The sequence below is a fragment of the Shewanella sp. DC2-4 genome (assembly GCF_013248875.1).
In the GTDB taxonomy this organism is placed as follows: Bacteria; Pseudomonadota; Gammaproteobacteria; order Enterobacterales; family Shewanellaceae; genus Shewanella; species Shewanella oncorhynchi.
In genome coordinates, this window is the sequence record NZ_JABRVR010000002.1 from 1,417,247 (window position 1) to 1,434,882 (window position 17,636).

The 17,636-nt window shown below is 45.7% G+C and carries 12 protein-coding genes; 10 read left to right on the forward strand and 2 right to left on the reverse strand.

Annotated elements, in window-relative coordinates; all coding sequences use genetic code 11:
• Positions 1-249 precede the first annotated feature (249 nt).
• On the forward strand, positions 250-1,452 hold the full coding sequence (locus HQQ92_RS06955) for an RDD family protein (RefSeq protein ID WP_173244158.1): 1,203 nt from the start codon (positions 250-252) through the stop codon (positions 1,450-1,452).
• Positions 1,449-2,570, forward strand: a complete 1,122-nt coding sequence (locus HQQ92_RS06960; protein ID WP_028760965.1) for a beta-ketoacyl-ACP synthase III — start codon at positions 1,449-1,451, stop codon at positions 2,568-2,570. Before HQQ92_RS06955 ends, HQQ92_RS06960 begins: the two co-directional genes overlap by 4 nt.
• Before the next feature lie 99 nt (positions 2,571-2,669).
• Here HQQ92_RS06960 and HQQ92_RS06965 read toward each other — a convergent pair whose 3' ends face one another.
• Together HQQ92_RS06965 and cysZ are read right to left on the reverse strand one after the other, a co-directional pair.
• Positions 2,670-5,111 (reverse strand): carbohydrate binding family 9 domain-containing protein, encoded by a 2,442-nt coding sequence (locus HQQ92_RS06965; RefSeq protein ID WP_049821764.1) that lies wholly within the window; start codon positions 5,109-5,111, stop codon positions 2,670-2,672.
• Between the two features lie 143 nt (positions 5,112-5,254).
• Positions 5,255-6,034 carry a sulfate transporter CysZ gene (cysZ, locus tag HQQ92_RS06970; protein WP_028760963.1) on the reverse strand — a complete coding sequence of 260 codons (780 nt, stop codon included), beginning with the start codon at positions 6,032-6,034 and terminating at the stop codon, positions 5,255-5,257.
• A 197-nt stretch (positions 6,035-6,231) separates the two neighbouring features.
• On the opposite strand from cysZ, the gene HQQ92_RS06975 reads away from it, so the two are divergent.
• From HQQ92_RS06975 to HQQ92_RS07010, 8 genes are all read left to right on the forward strand, one after another.
• Positions 6,232-9,648 carry a chromosome segregation protein SMC gene (locus tag HQQ92_RS06975; protein ID WP_028760962.1) on the forward strand — a complete coding sequence of 1,139 codons (3,417 nt, stop codon included), beginning with the start codon at positions 6,232-6,234 and terminating at the stop codon, positions 9,646-9,648.
• Between the two features lie 23 nt (positions 9,649-9,671).
• Positions 9,672-10,745 (forward strand): cell division protein ZipA, encoded by a 1,074-nt coding sequence (gene zipA / locus HQQ92_RS06980; protein ID WP_028760961.1) that lies wholly within the window; start codon positions 9,672-9,674, stop codon positions 10,743-10,745.
• 103 nt (positions 10,746-10,848) lie between these two features.
• Positions 10,849-12,906, forward strand: a complete 2,058-nt coding sequence (gene ligA / locus HQQ92_RS06985) for an NAD-dependent DNA ligase LigA (RefSeq protein WP_028760960.1) — start codon at positions 10,849-10,851, stop codon at positions 12,904-12,906.
• A gap of 247 nt (positions 12,907-13,153) precedes the next feature.
• Positions 13,154-13,639: a DUF2919 domain-containing protein gene (locus HQQ92_RS06990; RefSeq protein WP_028760959.1), complete on the forward strand. Its 486-nt coding sequence runs from the start codon at positions 13,154-13,156 to the stop codon at positions 13,637-13,639.
• A gap of 222 nt (positions 13,640-13,861) precedes the next feature.
• Positions 13,862-15,067 carry an HD-GYP domain-containing protein gene (locus HQQ92_RS06995; RefSeq protein WP_173244162.1) on the forward strand — a complete coding sequence of 402 codons (1,206 nt, stop codon included), beginning with the start codon at positions 13,862-13,864 and terminating at the stop codon, positions 15,065-15,067.
• 56 nt (positions 15,068-15,123) lie between these two features.
• Complete coding sequence (locus tag HQQ92_RS07000; RefSeq protein ID WP_173244164.1) at positions 15,124-15,987, forward strand: NAD(P)-binding domain-containing protein; 864 nt, start codon at positions 15,124-15,126, stop codon at positions 15,985-15,987.
• Between the two features lie 121 nt (positions 15,988-16,108).
• Positions 16,109-16,729 carry a thiol:disulfide interchange protein DsbA/DsbL gene (locus HQQ92_RS07005; RefSeq protein WP_173244167.1) on the forward strand — a complete coding sequence of 207 codons (621 nt, stop codon included), beginning with the start codon at positions 16,109-16,111 and terminating at the stop codon, positions 16,727-16,729.
• 632 nt (positions 16,730-17,361) lie between these two features.
• The gene (locus HQQ92_RS07010; RefSeq protein ID WP_006082142.1) at positions 17,362-17,628 is read left to right on the forward strand and encodes a DUF4212 domain-containing protein; all 267 of its coding nucleotides are present in this window, start codon (positions 17,362-17,364) and stop codon (positions 17,626-17,628) included.
• Positions 17,629-17,636: the final 8 nt, after the last annotated feature.

Sequence of the window (17,636 nt, forward strand, 5' to 3'; positions counted from 1 at the left end):
GATTGCTTGCTCCTATGTTGGCACTACTGAATCATAATCTGCTGTGGCGCTTTTAGAAGTGATTGTTTGTTCTTCTTTATTCGATTTGGTTATTAAAGGGTGTGCTGTTATTCGCAAACCCTGATTGGCAGCCAGTTTAACTGTGTTAACCTCTTGCTAACATAAAAAAGATTGTGGCATTAACAGGGATAACTTCTTGATGTCTCAATCGTAAAACTAGCCTATCACTCGTATCGGACAAGCGCAAAGATGAAGCAGCAACAAATGGATCTGGGTAAAGATCCAAAAACGATGGTAACACCAAAGGCATTTACCATTGCAGCAGCCGTGTTATACACCCCATTGGCGACACCGTTGAAGCGGATGTTAGCCATACTGATTGATGGTTTGCTGATCACTGTGTTAGCTGAGCAGATGGATTGGATGTTTGTCTTGCTGGTGGTCAGTATTATCTGGATTGAAAAGCGCAGTCGTAAGTTTGGTCGTTTATTAAAGTGGGGACTTTATGCCCTGATGTTGGTTTTTATGTTGCTGACAACCGCCAATAATCTGTTTGATTTTAATGGCTCAGACGTTAAAAGCAGTGAGGGAGTAGAGCAACAATTGGCATTAGGTGAACAAATCATTACGTCACTACCAGCATTGATGTCGTTGAGCCAGTGCAATAATTATGTTTGTGGTAAAACTCAAGTTCAATCCCTACATGAAGCGATAAAAAGCGCTTCAGGATCAAAGGGCATGACAGAAAATGATCAACGTGAAATAGTGCTAGCAACCATAGCCAACAGTAGTTTGCCTGCCATAGACAGTGAAAAGTTACAGGCGGAAGTGCTTAATGGCAGCCTATGGCCTGTTATTACGCTTCCTGTTGAGTTGGCGACAACAGATTCTCCGCCTGAGCCACTTCAGCCTATTCAAGCTATTTCGCCGGATGTACAGCCGCAAAGTGCGGTGGCTGATGCAGTGAATGTGAGCCCTTCGCAATATTCTCGCCTCAGAACCGTTGATGAAGCAACAAGCCATAGTGTTGTCGCTTGGGTTAAAGGCTTTCTGAGTGATATGGGGCTGGGTTTTGGTTGGGCAGCGTTTTACTTTACCGTCTTTACTGCACGATTTGATGGTCAAACCTTAGGTAAGAAGATGCTGGGCATTCGGGTGATCCAGCTCGATGGTGCCAACATCAGTTTATGGGCCGCGTTTGGCCGTTATGGTGGCTATGCCGCAGGCTTTACCACAGGCTTACTTGGCTTTATGCAAATATTTTGGGATGCCAATCGGCAGGGGATCCAAGATAAAATATCTTCAACAGTCGTGATAGACTTAGTGCAAATGCATAAAAAGCAACGATTAGAGCAACAAGCGCAGGGGCAAAATGAGTTAGCACCTGTGCTTACGAGTGATGATGCATCCTCTGCTCACCTTACAACCAGTACCCGTTTGGAGCATTTATGAAACAGGTCGTCATTTCGGGGAGTGGCCTATTTACGCCGCCCCACAGTATTTCCAATGAAGCCTTAGTTGAGAGCTTCAATGCTTATGTGGATATTTTCAATCTTGAAAATGCAGGCTTAATTGAGCAAGGCCATGTTGCGGCTTTGTCCTATTCATCGAGCGAGTTTATTGAAAAAGCCTCAGGTATCAAGCACAGATATGTGATGGTGAAAGAGGGCATTCTGGATCCCGAAGTCATGATGCCGTTGATTCCTGAGCGCAGTAGTGACGAATTATCTATGCAGGCCGAGATTGGCCTTGAAGCTGCCTTGATGGCACTAAAGAATGCCAATCTCAAGGCTGAGCAAATTGACTTAGTGATTGTTGCCTGTGCTTATACTCAGCGTGCGTATCCTGCTATGGCGATTGAAATTCAACGTGCACTGGGTACGCGGGGTTATGGTTACGACATGCAGGTAGCGTGTTCATCGGCGACGTTTGCAATTGTCGCCGCGGCTAATGCCATTGCTACGGGTTCTGCCTCAAGAGTGTTAGTGATCAACCCTGAGATTTGCTCGGCACAGGTGAATTATCGCGACCGTGACAGCCATTTTATCTTCGGTGATGTGGCGACGGCTCTGGTACTGGAAGAACAAAGCTTAGCCCAGTCTGATCATGTGTTTAAGATCCTCTCAAGCCGCTGTTTTACCGATTACTCGAACAATATTCGCAGTAATTTCGGTTTCTTGAATCGCTGCGATCCGAGTGCGGCTCATCAAGCCGATAAGTTATTCCACCAACAAGGGCGCAAGGTATTTAAAGAGCTGTTGCCGATGATTTATCAGCATTTGGATGAACATCTGGCCGAACAAGCGTTAACGCCACAGTCTTTTAAGCGTTTATGGTTGCATCAAGCGAACATCAACATGAATCAGTTTGTAGTGAGAAAGTTGCTTGGGGATGATGTGTCAGCGGAACAAGCGCCCGTGGTGTTAGATGAATACGCCAATACGGCTTCCGCGGGTTCTGTGATTGCATTTCACAAGTTTTCCGGTGACTTTAAGACTGGCGATTTAGGTTTATTGAGTTCGTTTGGCGCAGGATATTCTATTGGCAGTGTTATTCTGCAGAAGGTCTAAGATTCTCACCGCCATAATAAAAAGCCCACATCGAGGAAGATGTGGGCTTTTTATGTCAGTTGTTTGCCTAAGTTGCTTTCTGTTTAAGGCAATGATTGTTTATAGCAGCCATGCGTAACTTAACTTCATAAAGTAGGTTTTCTCGTCCCGCGTCAGGCGGCTTAACTCATCATTAGCCTGCAAACTATCAGAGTATCCAAGGTAGAACACACTCTGCGGATTGAGTTTATAACCGTAGAGGAGTTCATTACCTAAATGCGCTTCCTCACTCTGAGGCGCCGAATATAAATACTGCGCCACATTGCGATTTATCCGGGTGTAAATGCTAGAAAGGCGAATAAAACTGTGTAGACTGAATTGCCAGTTGAGGCGTACATCGCTCAGATTCGCGGTAAAAAGCGCACCTTGTTCCACATCCATTTGCTGATAAAGATGGGATATATCGATAGAAAGTCCATTAGCAATTTTCCAATTGATACTCGGGTTCATTTGCGTTTTAGTGCCCAGCCTATCATTGATAAAATCAATTTCATCGCCGTAGTACATTTCAAGCTCCATACTCAGGGGCGATAACGGGGTTACTGCGCCATAAAACCACACTTGGGTTTCATCATATAGTTGACTATTTCCGGCGATAGTGAGTTGTGAAGCATCGCGGCGAGGACCCACACGTTCACGGGTTTCTACACCAAAGGTGATTTCGCTTTGTAATGCGCCGAGGATTTCGATGTAGGCTTCATACTCTTCTTCAAGTCGTTCGCCTGCTTGGTTATGAGTGATATCCCAATCTCCCGCTAATTCCACCTTGTTAAAGGTGCCCGTAGGATACCAAATCAAACCCGCACCAGCCTCAAAGGTGCGGTAATCGATTTTTTCGACAAAGCCTAAATCGGCACGAAAATCGGGATCAACTGCGTTGTATTCACTGTAAGCAAACCAATTTCGCTCTTCGTGTTTAAAGGTTAACTGATATAAATTGCCGCCAAAGCGGCTATCAGATTGGCTACGTAATACTTGTTCGTTGAGTTGGCAGTGACCGAGTTCGCAATCAAGCTGAGATTGGCCACAGGGCAACCCATTACTAGGGTCATTTTCAGTATCAGTACAAAATTGACGATAGACTCCCGTGGGGTACTGAGTATCCGATTGGGCCACTTGCGCAGTGAAACTGTCCTGTGGTGTTGGTTGATATTTCGCATCCAGACTAATGACATAGTTGTGGTAATCGGGTTGGCTGTTGATCTCATAGTGCGGGTTATTTGCTGTACCATTGTGAGTGTTGTCACTGCTTGTTTTCGCGGTAAGTAATCCGCCGATGGAGAAGGTTTTGCTCATGTCGAAACGATAACGTCCCGCAAGGTTCAAACTTTCTTGATCAAGCGAGGCAACCTCTGAGCTTAAATTTCCCGGTACCAAAAACGTGGTTTGGCTATCGTTACTCGCTAGCAGAGCTAAGGTGTGATCATCGCTCTTACTTGTCAGTTTGATACCATAGTCTGGTGCAACAATATTGCGGGTGTGCAGCAGATTAACCTGTGTGTCGAAATAGTCTTTATTATCCAAAAAGAACGGCCGTTTCTCATCATAGAACAAGGAGAAAGTGCTGTTCACATCGAGCTGGCCTGCATCGGATTCCACTTGGGAAAAATCGGGATTAATGGTGGCATTGAGTAAGGTGCTGGAATTAATGCCCCAGCGTAAGTCTACACCTGGTTCGAGATTGTTATCAGCTTCCCAGCCATCCGCCTGTTTATGTTCGTTACGGTTGGCGATAAAAGTCGGGGTGATTTGTACATCCTGTCCTTGTTCTGCCCCCGCCAAGCCAGAAGCCACACCTAACTGACAAAGTTGACAACTCGTATTGCGGTCAATCTTATGGGTCGATAGGCGATGTTTTTCATTGCGTGGATAATAACGAATTAACTCAAAGCCCCATTCTTGCAGGCTTTTCTTGTCGTCAAAGTTGAACAGTCTCAGTGGTAATTCGACTTCGACCTGATAGCCATCGGCGGTGATCTTGCCTGCAGATTTCCAAATACCATCCCATGCTTCGCTTTCTTCACCCGTTAGTTCGTTTTCAATTGAGTCTAATTGCACGCCAAGGGGATTAATAAAAAATTGGTATGCTAAACGGGCATTATTAAAAGTATCGAGTTTAATTCCGACTAAATCATCACTCCACAGCTTGTCTCTGTCCTTGAGTGTGGCGCGAATGAGTTTGGGATTAATATCTTTGGCAGTAAATGCCACAAAAAGACTGGTTTTAGTCGCATAGACTCGCGCCTCGGTTTTCACTAATGCGGCAATGTTTTCCCCTGGTTGGGTTTCGTATTTGAGCTCTGTGACTGCGGCTTGTTGCCAAATGGCATCGTCCAACTCACCGTCGATATTGGCAGCACTGTTAAGTGTTGGAATGGCTAACTGAAATTGGCTGGCATAGCCAGCAATACAAGTTACAGGTAGAAAAGCAAGACTAGATAAGATGATGGCTAAGATTGATTTCAACAAAAAAGACTCAAATAACACATTCGTGGCGCGCATTTTGCCAGAAAACGTGAAGTTAACAATAGCGAGTAATTGTTACAAGGTTTGCGTTGATTTTAACGAGGCGAAACATGATTGGATTATTGGGTCTAAAAAATTGGGGAGCAGTGCTGAGCCATGACTCAGCACTGCTGGTGTTACTACTCGGGTGCTATGGCATGGTTGCGATACGCTTCACGATACTTATCTACCCACATGGCCGTCGCGCCACAAATCGCCACTGGCATGACGATAAAGTTGACTATGGGGATCATCGAAAATAGCGTCACAGTGGCGCCAAAGCTAAAACTGGTGCCACGGGTTTGATTCAAGGCAAAGCGCATATCTTTAAAACTGACCTTGTGGTTATCGAAGGGATAATCGCAGTACTGAATCGCCATCATCCAAGCGCTGAACAGAAACCATAAAATCGGCGCCAGCGTCTGGCCTACCATAGGCACTAAAAACAATAACAAAAATACCAGTGCGCGGGGCAGATAGTATTTGAGTTTGATCCACTCACGCCCAAGGATACGCGGTAAGTCTTTGATTAAATCAATACCAGAACCGGTATTCAGCTGCTTACCAGTTAATAGCTGCTCGACTTTTTCAGCCAACAGACCATTAAAGGGGGCAGCGAGCCAGTTCATGACGGAGCTAAATACAAAAGCAAGCATCACCAGCATAGTGGTGACGGCGAGTGGCCAAAGCAAAAAGTTTAACCAGCTTAAGTAGTCAGGGAGCTGGGCATTCATCCAAGTGAATAGCGTATCTAACTGGCCTATGGCTACATAAATGACGCCAGCAAACAGCAGAAGGTTAATCATTAACGGAATAAATACGAAAGTGCGCAGGCCTTTACGTGTGATTAAACCAAAGCCATCGAGAAAATAATTAACGCCACTTTTGGCTGGGAAGGGCAAGGTTTTTTTCTGTGTCATATCGTTTTTCCAAAAAGTTAAGCGACAGCTATATGCGATTGTGATCAACTCATGGACAGATGACAAGCTAAAAGCCGCATGAATTCAATAAAAAGCGTTACAAAATGCTGCCTGCTTTGTTAAAGTTGGCCGATAAATGCATTTGCACCGCTTGGCTCATTTTCGGGCCAGACTTCAGAGACGCGCTAACTGGCACCATGAGATTAAAACAGATAAAACTTGCCGGCTTTAAGTCGTTTGTCGATCCCACGAAAATTCCTTTTTTACAGGCATTAACCGCCATTATTGGCCCAAATGGCTGCGGCAAATCGAACGTGATCGATGCCGTGCGTTGGGTGCTCGGTGAAAGCTCGGCGAAGCACCTACGCGGTGATTCTATGGCCGATGTGATATTTAACGGTTCAAGCGCGCGAAAACCTGTGTCTGTGGCGGGTGTTGAACTTATTTTTGAAAACAAAGAGGGTCGCCTCGCTGGTCAGTATGCCAGTTATGAAGAAATCGCCGTTAAGCGTCAGGTGAGCCGCGACGGTGAGTCTTGGTATTTTCTCAATGGTCAAAAGTGTCGTCGTAAAGACATTACCGACTTGTTTATGGGCACAGGTCTTGGCCCGCGAAGTTATGCCATTATCGAGCAAGGCACTATTTCCCGCCTGATTGAATCTAAACCCCAAGACTTGCGCACCTTTATTGAGGAAGCCGCTGGGATTTCCCGCTATAAAGAGCGTCGGCGCGAAACTGAAAACCGTATTCGCCATACCCGCGAAAACCTCGAGCGTTTGGGCGATATTCGCAGTGAACTCGGTAAGCAGTTAGATAAACTCGCGCAGCAGGCTAAAGCCGCTAAACAATATCGTGAGCTTAAACAGGCCGAGCGTAAGACCCATGCTGAACTCCTTGTGATGCGCTATCAAGAGTTGCAAGCTCAGATGGCGAGCCTATCTGAGCAGATAAGTGCTATTGAAGTGCAGCAAGCGGCGGCGCAGTCACTCGCGCAAACCGATGAATTACAAACCACTGAACTGCAAGTGCAACTCGCGCAACTGGCGGAGCAAGAGCAGCGAGCCGTTGAAGCCTATTATCTGACTGGTACTGAAATCGCTAAGTTAGAGCAACAGCTACAGAATCAAAAGCAGCGCGACGCCCAGCTCGAAACCCAGTTGGCGCAAGTCAAAGAGCAGATCCAACAAAATACCGACAAGCTTAACGGCTATAAAGCGAGTCTTAGCGCGTTGGAGCTTGAGCTTGCCAAACTTGGGCCACAGCATGATGAGCAACAAGAGCTCATGGATGAGCTGCAATCCCAATGGGAAATGAGCATAGAACGTAGTCAGCAGCAGGCCGAAGTGGCGCGCCAACAGGCAGCGGATGTTTCTCAGCATAAGTTGCAGCTTGAACTACGTCGCAGCCAGTTAGCGCATCAGCAGCAATTACTGCAACACAAACAGCAGCAAAGTCGTGAGCAGCAGGCGCAACTTTCGGCGTTAATGGACGGTGATCTCGCATCGAGTATTACACCATTGCAGCAAGATATTGAGTCTTTGGATGATGCGCTCACACTGCAAAATGAAATTAATCATCAGCAAGAACAAAGTGTAAGTGCAAGTACGCAAGCTTTAGATGAAGCCCGTCATAGCGCTGAGCACATTCAGCAGCAATTAACCGCGACTAAAGCGCGCCATGAGCTGGTTGAACAGTGGTTGACTAAGCAAGAACAGCAGAGTGATAAACCGCAGTTATGGCAGAGTTTAACCGTTGAAAATGGTTGGGAAACAGCGGCGGAACTCGCCCTAAATGGCTTGTTGACCTTGCCCGTTGGCGTCACTGAAACTGAAATGGGGTTTCAAGCGTTAGCGTCACAATCAAGCCAAAGTGAATTTTTACAGGCTAAGGTGAATCTCGCCCCTTGGTTAGCGGGGCTTAAGTGGGCAAAGGATATCCATGCAGCGAAAGAACTGCTGCCACAGCTAACATCCGATCAACGGATTGTCACTGCCGACGGTTATCTACTGGGACAAGGTTTTTTAATCACGAAAACAGAGGGCGCCCAGTCACTGGTGCAACTCAGTAAAGAGCAAGCTCAGTTAGCGCAAAATATCCTCGATTTGCAACAATCCCTGCAGATTCGGCAAGACAAGATGACAGATCTTGCGGCTATTTTGCAGCAACAAAGACTGCAACTGACCGATGGCGCGCAAAAATTACATCAATTGCAGTTAGACAAAGCGACTAAGTCGATGCAGCTTAGTGGTTTAATCGAGCAAGTGAAGGCGCGCGTCGAACAGCAAAGTAAACTCGACGCGGCTTTAAGTACGAGTTTGATTGATATTGAACGCTTAAGCGAGCAATGCGAATTATTAGCAGAACAAGAAATGGAGCTCGATGAGACGCTGCAGGCTAGTGAAGATATTCAGCGGCAACTCATCCAAGACACACAGGCAGATAGTGTGCGCCATCAAGCATTAAAAGGGCATATTACTGAGGTAGAACGTCAATTATCAGCCACTTCGACGGGTTTGCAAGCCGTGACGATGCGCATGGCCGTGAGCACGGAGCAAATTGAATTACAGCAAGTGCGTGTCAATGAACTCATCCACTCCCGCGAGTCTGTGTTAACAGAACTTGCCAAAGTTGCCCAATTGAGTGGGGTGCAAAATAGTGTGCAGCTGACTGAACAGTTAACGCAGTTACTAAAGCAACAACATGAGCAACAACAGGGCTTAAAAGAGGTTCGTCAGCAGCAAAGTGTGCTCACAGACACATTAAACCGTATAGGAATAAAGCAAAAACAAGAGCTTGGTAAGCTTGAGGACTTGACTCAAAGCCTGAGCACGTTAAAGTTACGTCGTGAAGGAATAAAAGGCCAAGCGAATAGTCAGCTTGAAGCCTTACAGGAACAGCAAATCATTCTGTCTGAAATCCTTGGAAACTTGCCTGCAGAGGGGATGCCAGACAAGTGGCAGAGTGATTTAGATCAAATACGGCAGAAAATTGTTCGTTTAGGTGCTATTAACCTTGCGGCGATCGAAGAATTTGAACAGCAAAGTGAGCGAAAATCTTATCTTGATCATCAAGATGACGATTTAAATAAAGGGCTTGCAACCTTAGAGGAAGCGATCCGTAAAATAGATAAGGAAACCCGAAGCCGCTTTAAGACGACATTTGACTCAGTCAACGAAGATCTCGGACGCTTATTTCCGAAAGTGTTCGGTGGCGGCCGAGCTTATTTAGCGTTAACTGACGACGATTTGCTAGAAACGGGCGTGACTATCATGGCCCAACCACCGGGGAAGAAGAACAGCACAATCCATCTTCTTTCGGGTGGTGAAAAAGCATTAACCGCTTTATCATTGGTATTCGCCATTTTTAGGCTGAATCCTGCTCCCTTCTGTATGTTAGATGAAGTGGATGCGCCATTAGACGATGCCAACGTAGAACGCTTCTGTCGATTGCTAAAAGAAATGTCACAGAGCGTACAGTTTATTTATATCAGCCATAACAAAATAACCATGGAAATGGCGGATCAACTTATTGGCGTGACTATGCACGAGCCCGGTGTGTCTCGTATAGTTGCGGTAGACATAGAGCAAGCGGTGGCGATGGCTGACGCTGGATAACTAGAAGAAAGACAGGGTAACCAATGGAAGATTTGCAACTAGTATTGTTCGTTTTAGGCGCCATAGCCATAGTTGCTGTGCTGGTGCATGGATTTTGGTCTATCAGAAGACAACAGCCTAAATCATTGAAAGATAGCCCAATGAGCAACTTTTATAAGAAACAGGCTGAGAAAGGTGAGCCGAGTCCGAAGCGGATCGATTCAGAAGGGTTTGATGCCGATGGTATTGGCGCCGTACGCGTGCGCAAAGCCGGTGAACTTGCACCCAACAACGAAACTCCTGCGGCCAATCCTTATTTGAAGCAGGAAGTAAAGCTAGAACCTAAGCCTGAATTTAAACCACAAGAGTTTAAATCAACAGAATTTAAACCAGAGTTGAAAGTTGGCCCTAAACACGAGCCTGTGACAGCTCAGCCTGATTTTAGCTTGCAGCCACCCGTGGCAAAAGAGCAACACCGTGGCCCGAAAGTCTCGCGTCAAGAGCCCGTTTTGAACACTCAAGCGAGCACGCAAACTCCGCCAATGGGTCAATCCCATGCGGCTATCGTCGCGCAAAAAGCGGCTGAGCAGGAACATGCGTTACGTAGTGCAGCTCCACAGCAAACGGCCTTGTTTGACGAAAATGAATATAAAGAAGATAGCTATCAAGAAGAGGTTGTCGAACAAGCCGCTGAAGATGAGTTAGGTGAACCACGCGACGTACTGGTATTACACGTGGTCGCTAAAGAGGGTCTACAGCTTAACGGCGCCGAATTGCTACCTTGTTTCTTAACCTTGAATTTTAAATATGGCGATATGAATATTTTCCATCGCCATGTGGATAATGCTGGCAATGGTAAAGTATTGTTTTCGATAGCGAATATGCTAAAGCCTGGCGTGTTTGATCCGGATAATATGGAGCAGTTCAGTACCCAAGGTGTGGTGTTTTTCATGACTTTGCCTTGCTACGGTGACGCCCTAATGAATTTCTCGATTATGCTTAACTCGGCGCGTCAACTCGCGGATGATATCGATGCGGTCGTGCTTGACGGACAACGCCAACCTTGGGGTGAGTTCACGAAGCAAGATTATTTACACCGCATTCGCGCTAACGCTTAAGCCGACGCCGCAACTTGGCGGTTAATAGATTGATGAGGCCGCGATTGCGGCCTCATTTTTTGTGATCTACTTTTTGTGATCTAAAGAATTCTGGATAAAGAATATGCAAGACATTCAACTCGATACACTTCTGTCTAAAGACGTCACCCCAGAAAACGCATCGCAGGTGATGCAGGCGCTCAGCCAATCGCTGAACGAGCACAACATTCGTTACTATGTAGACGATGCACCGAGCATTACCGATTCTGAGTACGACAGGTTGATGCAGCGTTTACTCAAGTTAGAAGCCTTGTATCCCCATTTGATTGTCGCTGATTCACCGACTCAAAGGGTGGGCGGATTAGCGCTCGCCAAATTTGATCAAATCACGCACCTTAAGCCTATGTTGAGCCTAGATAACGCCTTCGATGAGGCGGATTTCAGTGCTTTCCATAAGCGTGTCACCGATAAAGTGGGTGAGGTGAGCTTTTGTTGTGAGCCTAAACTCGATGGCCTTGCCGTGAGTATTTTGTATCGCCATGGTGTGCTCGAGCGTGCGGCGACGCGTGGCGATGGTTCAGTGGGTGAAGACATCACTGAAAATGTGAAAACTATTAAATCGATCCCGCTTAAATTACGTGGTAATGATTTTCCCGAGGTCGTTGAAGTGCGCGGTGAGGCTTTTATGCCAAAAGCCGCTTTTGAAGCTTTGAATGACAGGGCGCGCGCCAAAGATGAAAAACTTTTTGTTAATCCGCGTAACGCAGCAGCCGGTAGCTTGCGACAACTCGACAGTAAAATTACTGCTGCCCGTTCATTGGCTTTTTATGCCTATGCGCTTGGTGTTGTTGAGCCCGACTCCCATCCGTTAGCTAAAACCCATTTTGAACAGTTGCAACAGCTTAAGTCGTGGGGTTTACCCGTAAGTAGTGAAATTAAAGTCTGCGCTGAACTAAGCCAAGTCTATGATTACTACAAAGACATTCTCAGCCGTCGCGGCGATTTAGCCTTTGAAATTGATGGCGTCGTGATGAAAGTTAACGACATTGCCCAGCAGCAACGTTTAGGCTTTGTGGCTAAATCTCCCCGCTGGGCGATTGCCTATAAGTTCCCCGCACAGGAAGAAATGACCCAACTTGAAGGCGTTGATTTTCAAGTGGGCCGCACAGGTGCCGTGACGCCAGTGGCGCGCTTAAAGCCAGTGTTTGTTGGTGGCGTGACGGTATCAAATGCAACGCTGCACAATGCCGATGAAATTGCCCGTTTAGGCATTAAGGTCGGTGACACTGTGATCATCCGCCGCGCTGGCGATGTGATCCCACAAATTGTTGCCATAGTGCCCGAAAGACGCCCTGAAACGGCGACAGACATTGTATTTCCGCATAATTGCCCTGTGTGTGGCAGTTTAGTCGAGCGCCTAGAAGGTGAGGCTGTGGCTCGCTGTAGCGGTGGTTTATTCTGCGAAGCGCAGCGTAAAGAAGCGATTAAGCATTTTGCATCCCGCAAGGCTTTAGATATCGATGGTATGGGCGACAAAGTCGTTGAGCAATTGATTGATAAAGAGTTAGTTCAAAGTCCTGCGGATCTGTTTAAGCTCACCGCTTCTATGATGACTATGCTTGACCGCATGGGGATGAAGTCGGCAACCAATTTAGCTGCCGCGATTGAAGCGGCCAAAACGACCACTCTCGCGCGTTTCTTATATGGCTTAGGTATTCGCGAAGTGGGCGAGGCGACGGCAGCAAACCTGGCGGCGCACTTTGCCAGTCTAGATACGCTGCGTGTGGCAACTGTGGAGCAGTTAACCGAAGTGGAAGATGTTGGTGCTGTCGTTGCCCAGCATGTGGCCCATTTTTTTGCCCAGCCCCATAACCTTGAAGTTATTGATGCTTTAGTTGCTGCAGGTGTTCATTGGCCTGCCATTGAAGCACCTAGTGCAGATGCACAGCCGCTTAAAGGCCAAACTTGGGTATTGACTGGCACCTTAAATCAGCTCAATCGCAATGATGCTAAAGCGCAGTTGCAGGCGCTGGGGGCGAAAGTGGCAGGCAGTGTCTCCAAAAATACCGATTGTTTAGTGGCAGGTGAGGCGGCAGGTTCAAAACTGGCTAAAGCGCAGGAGCTTGGTGTTAAAGTGATGGATGAAGACGAGCTGTTAGCCCTTCTCGCCGCGAACGCTTGATTGGCGTCATTTGAGAGAGCGTTGGCTTGATGTTGATTCAATGCTGGCTGTAGCGGCTGCAGCCTTGTATCGAGGGGTGAATACCGCCGAATAGCCGATATTAAATAGTGCCTGGCCCAAGGCGCTATTTTTTTTGTCTGAAAATAATCAAGGTGCGGAAAGATTATCTGCTTTGGCTATTGAATTAACCGCGATTGGCACCATCTCCTTGATATGCTGTTTTAGATTTTGCTGATTGGAAACCTATTTGAATTTTAGTCACATCACTTGGCTCGATGATAAAGGCCACATTAAACCGCCCATCTTTTTATATGCGCTTTTGGCTTATCTCGCGCGTGGTTGGTGTATTTTTATCGCCTCGCTGACTCAGATGGGTGATCGTTCTGAGTTAGTGCGGATTTTTTACCCTGAAAAGTCAGATTTTTTGCTAGCACTCGGGGCGGGACTTGGCGCGGTTTTGATTTATCTTGTGGTGATTGCTGAACGTCGCCGTTCGCCTCAATGGTTAAGACCGTTTTTTGTGCATTTAAAATGGGGGTTGTGGTTGCTGTTGATTATTGATGGCGTCTTGTTGGGTCAGCGGTTGATCCATGGCCAATTTCTGTTTCATTGGAGTCTTGCTTTAGATGCTTTAATGTTGTTTTGGTCGAGCATTTATCTTATTAAATCGAAGCGACTCAGTTATTACCTCCGTGATTGGCCAAAAGAAGAAGCTAAAGAACTTCAGCCTTAGTTTTTATCGTATTGTTATATAATAACTTTATTTAGATCTGAGCGGTGGGGCACATGACGATGTGTTCTATCCCTCAGTTTGATAAGGATTTTTACCTTATTTCTCCATTGAATGCTTTGAATCATCTATAGTTATATGTACTTAGCTTAAATGTGCCCTGTTGGATACGCAGATGAGGCCATCTGTTTATATCCACATTACATTTGAAAGGAGTCATATTGCGTGGCAAAAGTACCTCAAAAAAAGTTGTTACTGTCAGAAATTCAACTTGGCATGAGAGTCAAGTTGCCTTTGTCATGGACGAACCACCCTTTTTTATTTAACCGTGTTGATATTAGCAGTGCCGCTCAAATCGAAATGATCCGTGGCTTAGGCGTTCCCTATGTTTTTTTGTTATCTGAATTGAATCCCGGCTCGGAGACTGTTAGGGAAGATGAGGATGTTGAAGATGAAATTGAAGTTCCACCTGAGCGAGATCTTAAGGCCGATACCCGTAAGGCGATACGTTTAAGCCAAAAGCGTTTCCTTGAGAATGTAAATAACTGCCGAAATGTATTTGGCAAGATAGCCAGTGATCCCGAAGGTGCCTATCGATTATCGGCGGCACTGGTAGAAGACTTGCTCAGCCATCTACAGGAAGTTGAAAAACCTTTCCTCACTTTGGTTGGAATGGATGATAACGATGTCAGTGTGACCCAGCACGGGGTCTCTGTGGCAGTATTAGCAATGATGATGGGTCATGCACTGGATTTAAGCCCAAGGGAACTGCGTGATATTGCTCTTGGTAGTTTGTTACATGATATTGGAAAACTTAAGGTACCTGATGTTATTCGCCGTAAGCGCGGAGCCTTAACACCTCATGAGTCAAATTATCTGCAAATGCACCCTAATTTCGCCTATGACATGCTCAATCGTTCCGGATTATTCCCTAAAGAAGTACTCCACATTGTGCTACACCACCATGAGTTTATTGACGGTTCAGGTTTCCCTGATGGGTTAACTGATCATAAAATTCCTATAATTACGCAGATCGTGAGTTTGGCAAATGACTACGATCAACAGCTCAGTGGTCAACAAATATCCTCCCCTCAAGTCGCTTTAGGTTATTTGTTTAAGAATCGGGCCACTAAACATGCCGAATCTTTAATCGCTATTTTGGTTAAAATTCTCGGTATTTATCCACCAGGAACCATAGTGAAACTCTCCGATGGCTGTATCGCAAAAGTCATGATGACGACTAAAGATGTGAGTCAACCCCAAGTGTGGGCCTGCAAAGAGGATGGTAGTGAGCCATCGCTGCGTTTTTTAAGTAATGAAGGCGTGACAGTACAAAAAGCCATCAAGGCGGAAGAGTTGTCCGAGGGTGCTATTCGTACCTTACAAGTCGATAAAGGGATTAGTTTTTATTTTAGTTCGCTACAAGCTTGAATCTTATGCGCTAAGTTCCGTATTCTATCCGCTGATGTGATTCCCTTAGGGCTAATATGGCGAATGTAAAAGCAGAAAACAGCGCAGTAAAATCCAGTGTTGCTTTGGTCGGTTGTGGTTGGTTTGGTTTTGCTTTGGCAAAGCAACTTGTCCATGAAGGCTATCGAGTCACTGGCTGTAAGCGCAGTGCCGAAGAATTATCGGTATTAACTGAAGTCGGGATTGAAGCCTATCCGCTGCAATTGGGCCACGAAGCATCATCTGCCCCCGATGCTCAGGCGTTAAGCGGTTTATTTCAGACTGATTATCTGGTGGTCAATATTCCTCCACGGCTAAAGCGTGGTAATGCCGCTTATCTTGAAGAATTACAACAACTCATCGCATTAACTCAAGGCTGGCAATATCAGCGGATTGTGTTTATCAGCACTACGGGCGTATATCCGACCCAAGATAAATTGATGACAGAAGCCGATGCGATGACAGAATCAAGCGATAGCCAAGTGCTGTTAGATGCTGAAGCTTTATTTCAAGCATTGCCCCATACCTGTATCGTTCGTTTTGCTGGACTCGTCGGTCCTAAACGTCATCCTGGGCGTTTTCTTGCTGGAAAAACCGATGTGAGTGGAGCGAATGTCGCGGTAAATTTAGTCCATCTTAGCGACTGTGTGCGCGCCGTTAGCGCCATTCTCGCGGCAACTCATTCTGGATTATCAGTGGCGCCGATTTATAATCTTTGCGCACCTTCACATCCGACTAAAGCTGAGTTTTATCAAGCTGCTGCCGAATCTCTAGGTTTAGTCGCGCCAGAATTTAATCAACAATCTATGCCGAGTAAAGTCATCCAAGCTGACGCGATTGTCACAGATTTAGGCTTTCGATATCAGTATGTTTCGCCGCTGGATATGCTAGCGGCATGTTGAGAAAGGTTCATTACTGTTAAAGGTAAAAGTCGAACTTTTAGGTTATCTTTGGGTTCCAAGTTTGCTTGAGCAAATGTGTAATCCTTATTTAAACAAATGGCGAATAAAAAGAGACAATATAATGAGCGTGTTTAATCGAGTTCGACCTATAGCAGTATTTGCGTGCGGATTAATGCTGAGTGCCAGCTTTGCCCTGCAGGCTGCAAGTTTCGAGGAAGGCAAGGATTATGTCACTGTGGCGGGCATTACCGAAACGCAAAAGCCAGTGCTGCGGGAGTTTTTTTCTTATAACTGTACACATTGTTATAAGCAAGAACCGCTCATTGAGTCGACAGTAAAGCTGCTTGGCAAAGATGTGGCCTTTGAGCGTACCCCCGTTGGTGCAGGTCGTCCCGCTTGGGAATTGAGCCAGTTTGCCTATTATATGGCGCAAAAATTAAAGATGACTAAGCAAACCCATGGTGCCATTTTTAAGCAAATTCATGAGAAAGGTGAGCAATTTACCACCCTTGAGCAAGTAAAAGCCTTTTTCATTGCCCAAGGCGCTAGGGTGGATGATGTAGATGCCGCGATGAATTCCGTCGATGCTAAATTCACCCTAATGAATTATGACTCTCAAGCTGAGCTTGCTGGGATCAAGGGGGTACCGTCATTACTGGTTAATGGCCGTTATATGCTGACCTCAACCGCACATACCGCAGAAGAATTGGCGGCGTTAGTGAAGTTTTTAGCTGCGAAGTAACGGCATTTTATAGACGGACGGCGCGCGATGTATCATGCGATGAAAGTTGCTTGTTGCGAGTAACGCTTAGTCACGTTTCCTCAAGGTAGATTGAGTAACCCAGCATAGGCTGGGTTATTTTTTGTTGTAAACCTGCAAGGTGACTGTGAGTCAAACCCTAACATTTTGACGAAATAACATGATGAAATGAAACGGTAAGCAATTGGGCTGACCTAGGTTTGATGAAAGATTTAACGTCTCTAATTGATTGAGAAACTCATGATTAAAACTCTCAATAATCTAGGCTAAAAATCTTAAATCATCTGATTTTTAGCCAGTCTAGAGCCGTATTAAAGGTCATTTAAATTTCTAATTTCCCTAGTTCAGACAATAAGTTATTTCTATTTATGGGTTGCAAGTCCTCTTTCTCCATTCACATCCCACTCATTCTTGTTCGACATTGGTCTAACCTGTTAAAAAAGTTAAAACCGCATCAAAATGTAATATCATTGTTAACTCCTTGAATTTGTTTCTATTCGCTATTTTCGGACAGTGTTTTGAATCACGGGTTAGACGAAAGTCGTGATTGTGCTCACACCAGCTGTTGCTAGATTAAACATGACTTAAAATTAAAACAGCACAGGGGAGTCACTATGGGTTTTGAAAACAACGACAAGGCAAAGGGTTATTGGCGCGAGAATATTCGTCTCGTACTGAGCTTATTAGCCATTTGGGCGGCAGTTTCTTTTGGATGCGGCATTTTATTGGTTGATGTACTCAATGAAGTCCATTTCATGGGATTCAAATTAGGTTTCTGGTTTGCACAACAGGGATCTATGTATGTATTCGTTGCGCTTATCTTTGTCTACGCGGCAAAAGCCAACGCCTTAGATAAAAAATATAACGTACAAGAAGACTAAGGAGCTTT

Excerpts from the sequence above, each read along its gene's own strand:
- HQQ92_RS06955 (WP_173244158.1), top strand. The coding sequence starts at position 250 with ATGAAGCAGCAACAAATGGATCTGGGTAAAGATCCAAAAACGATGGTA.
- HQQ92_RS06960 (WP_028760965.1), top strand. The coding sequence starts at position 1,449 with ATGAAACAGGTCGTCATTTCGGGGAGTGGCCTATTTACGCCGCCCCAC.
- HQQ92_RS06965 (WP_049821764.1), bottom strand. The coding sequence starts at position 5,111 with ATGCGCGCCACGAATGTGTTATTTGAGTCTTTTTTGTTGAAATCAATC.
- cysZ (WP_028760963.1), bottom strand. The coding sequence starts at position 6,034 with ATGACACAGAAAAAAACCTTGCCCTTCCCAGCCAAAAGTGGCGTTAAT.
- HQQ92_RS06975 (WP_028760962.1), top strand. The coding sequence starts at position 6,232 with ATGAGATTAAAACAGATAAAACTTGCCGGCTTTAAGTCGTTTGTCGAT.
- zipA (WP_028760961.1), top strand. The coding sequence starts at position 9,672 with ATGGAAGATTTGCAACTAGTATTGTTCGTTTTAGGCGCCATAGCCATA.
- ligA (WP_028760960.1), top strand. The coding sequence starts at position 10,849 with ATGCAAGACATTCAACTCGATACACTTCTGTCTAAAGACGTCACCCCA.
- HQQ92_RS07000 (WP_173244164.1), top strand. The coding sequence starts at position 15,124 with ATGGCGAATGTAAAAGCAGAAAACAGCGCAGTAAAATCCAGTGTTGCT.
- HQQ92_RS07005 (WP_173244167.1), top strand. The coding sequence starts at position 16,109 with ATGAGCGTGTTTAATCGAGTTCGACCTATAGCAGTATTTGCGTGCGGA.
- HQQ92_RS07010 (WP_006082142.1), top strand. The coding sequence starts at position 17,362 with ATGGGTTTTGAAAACAACGACAAGGCAAAGGGTTATTGGCGCGAGAAT.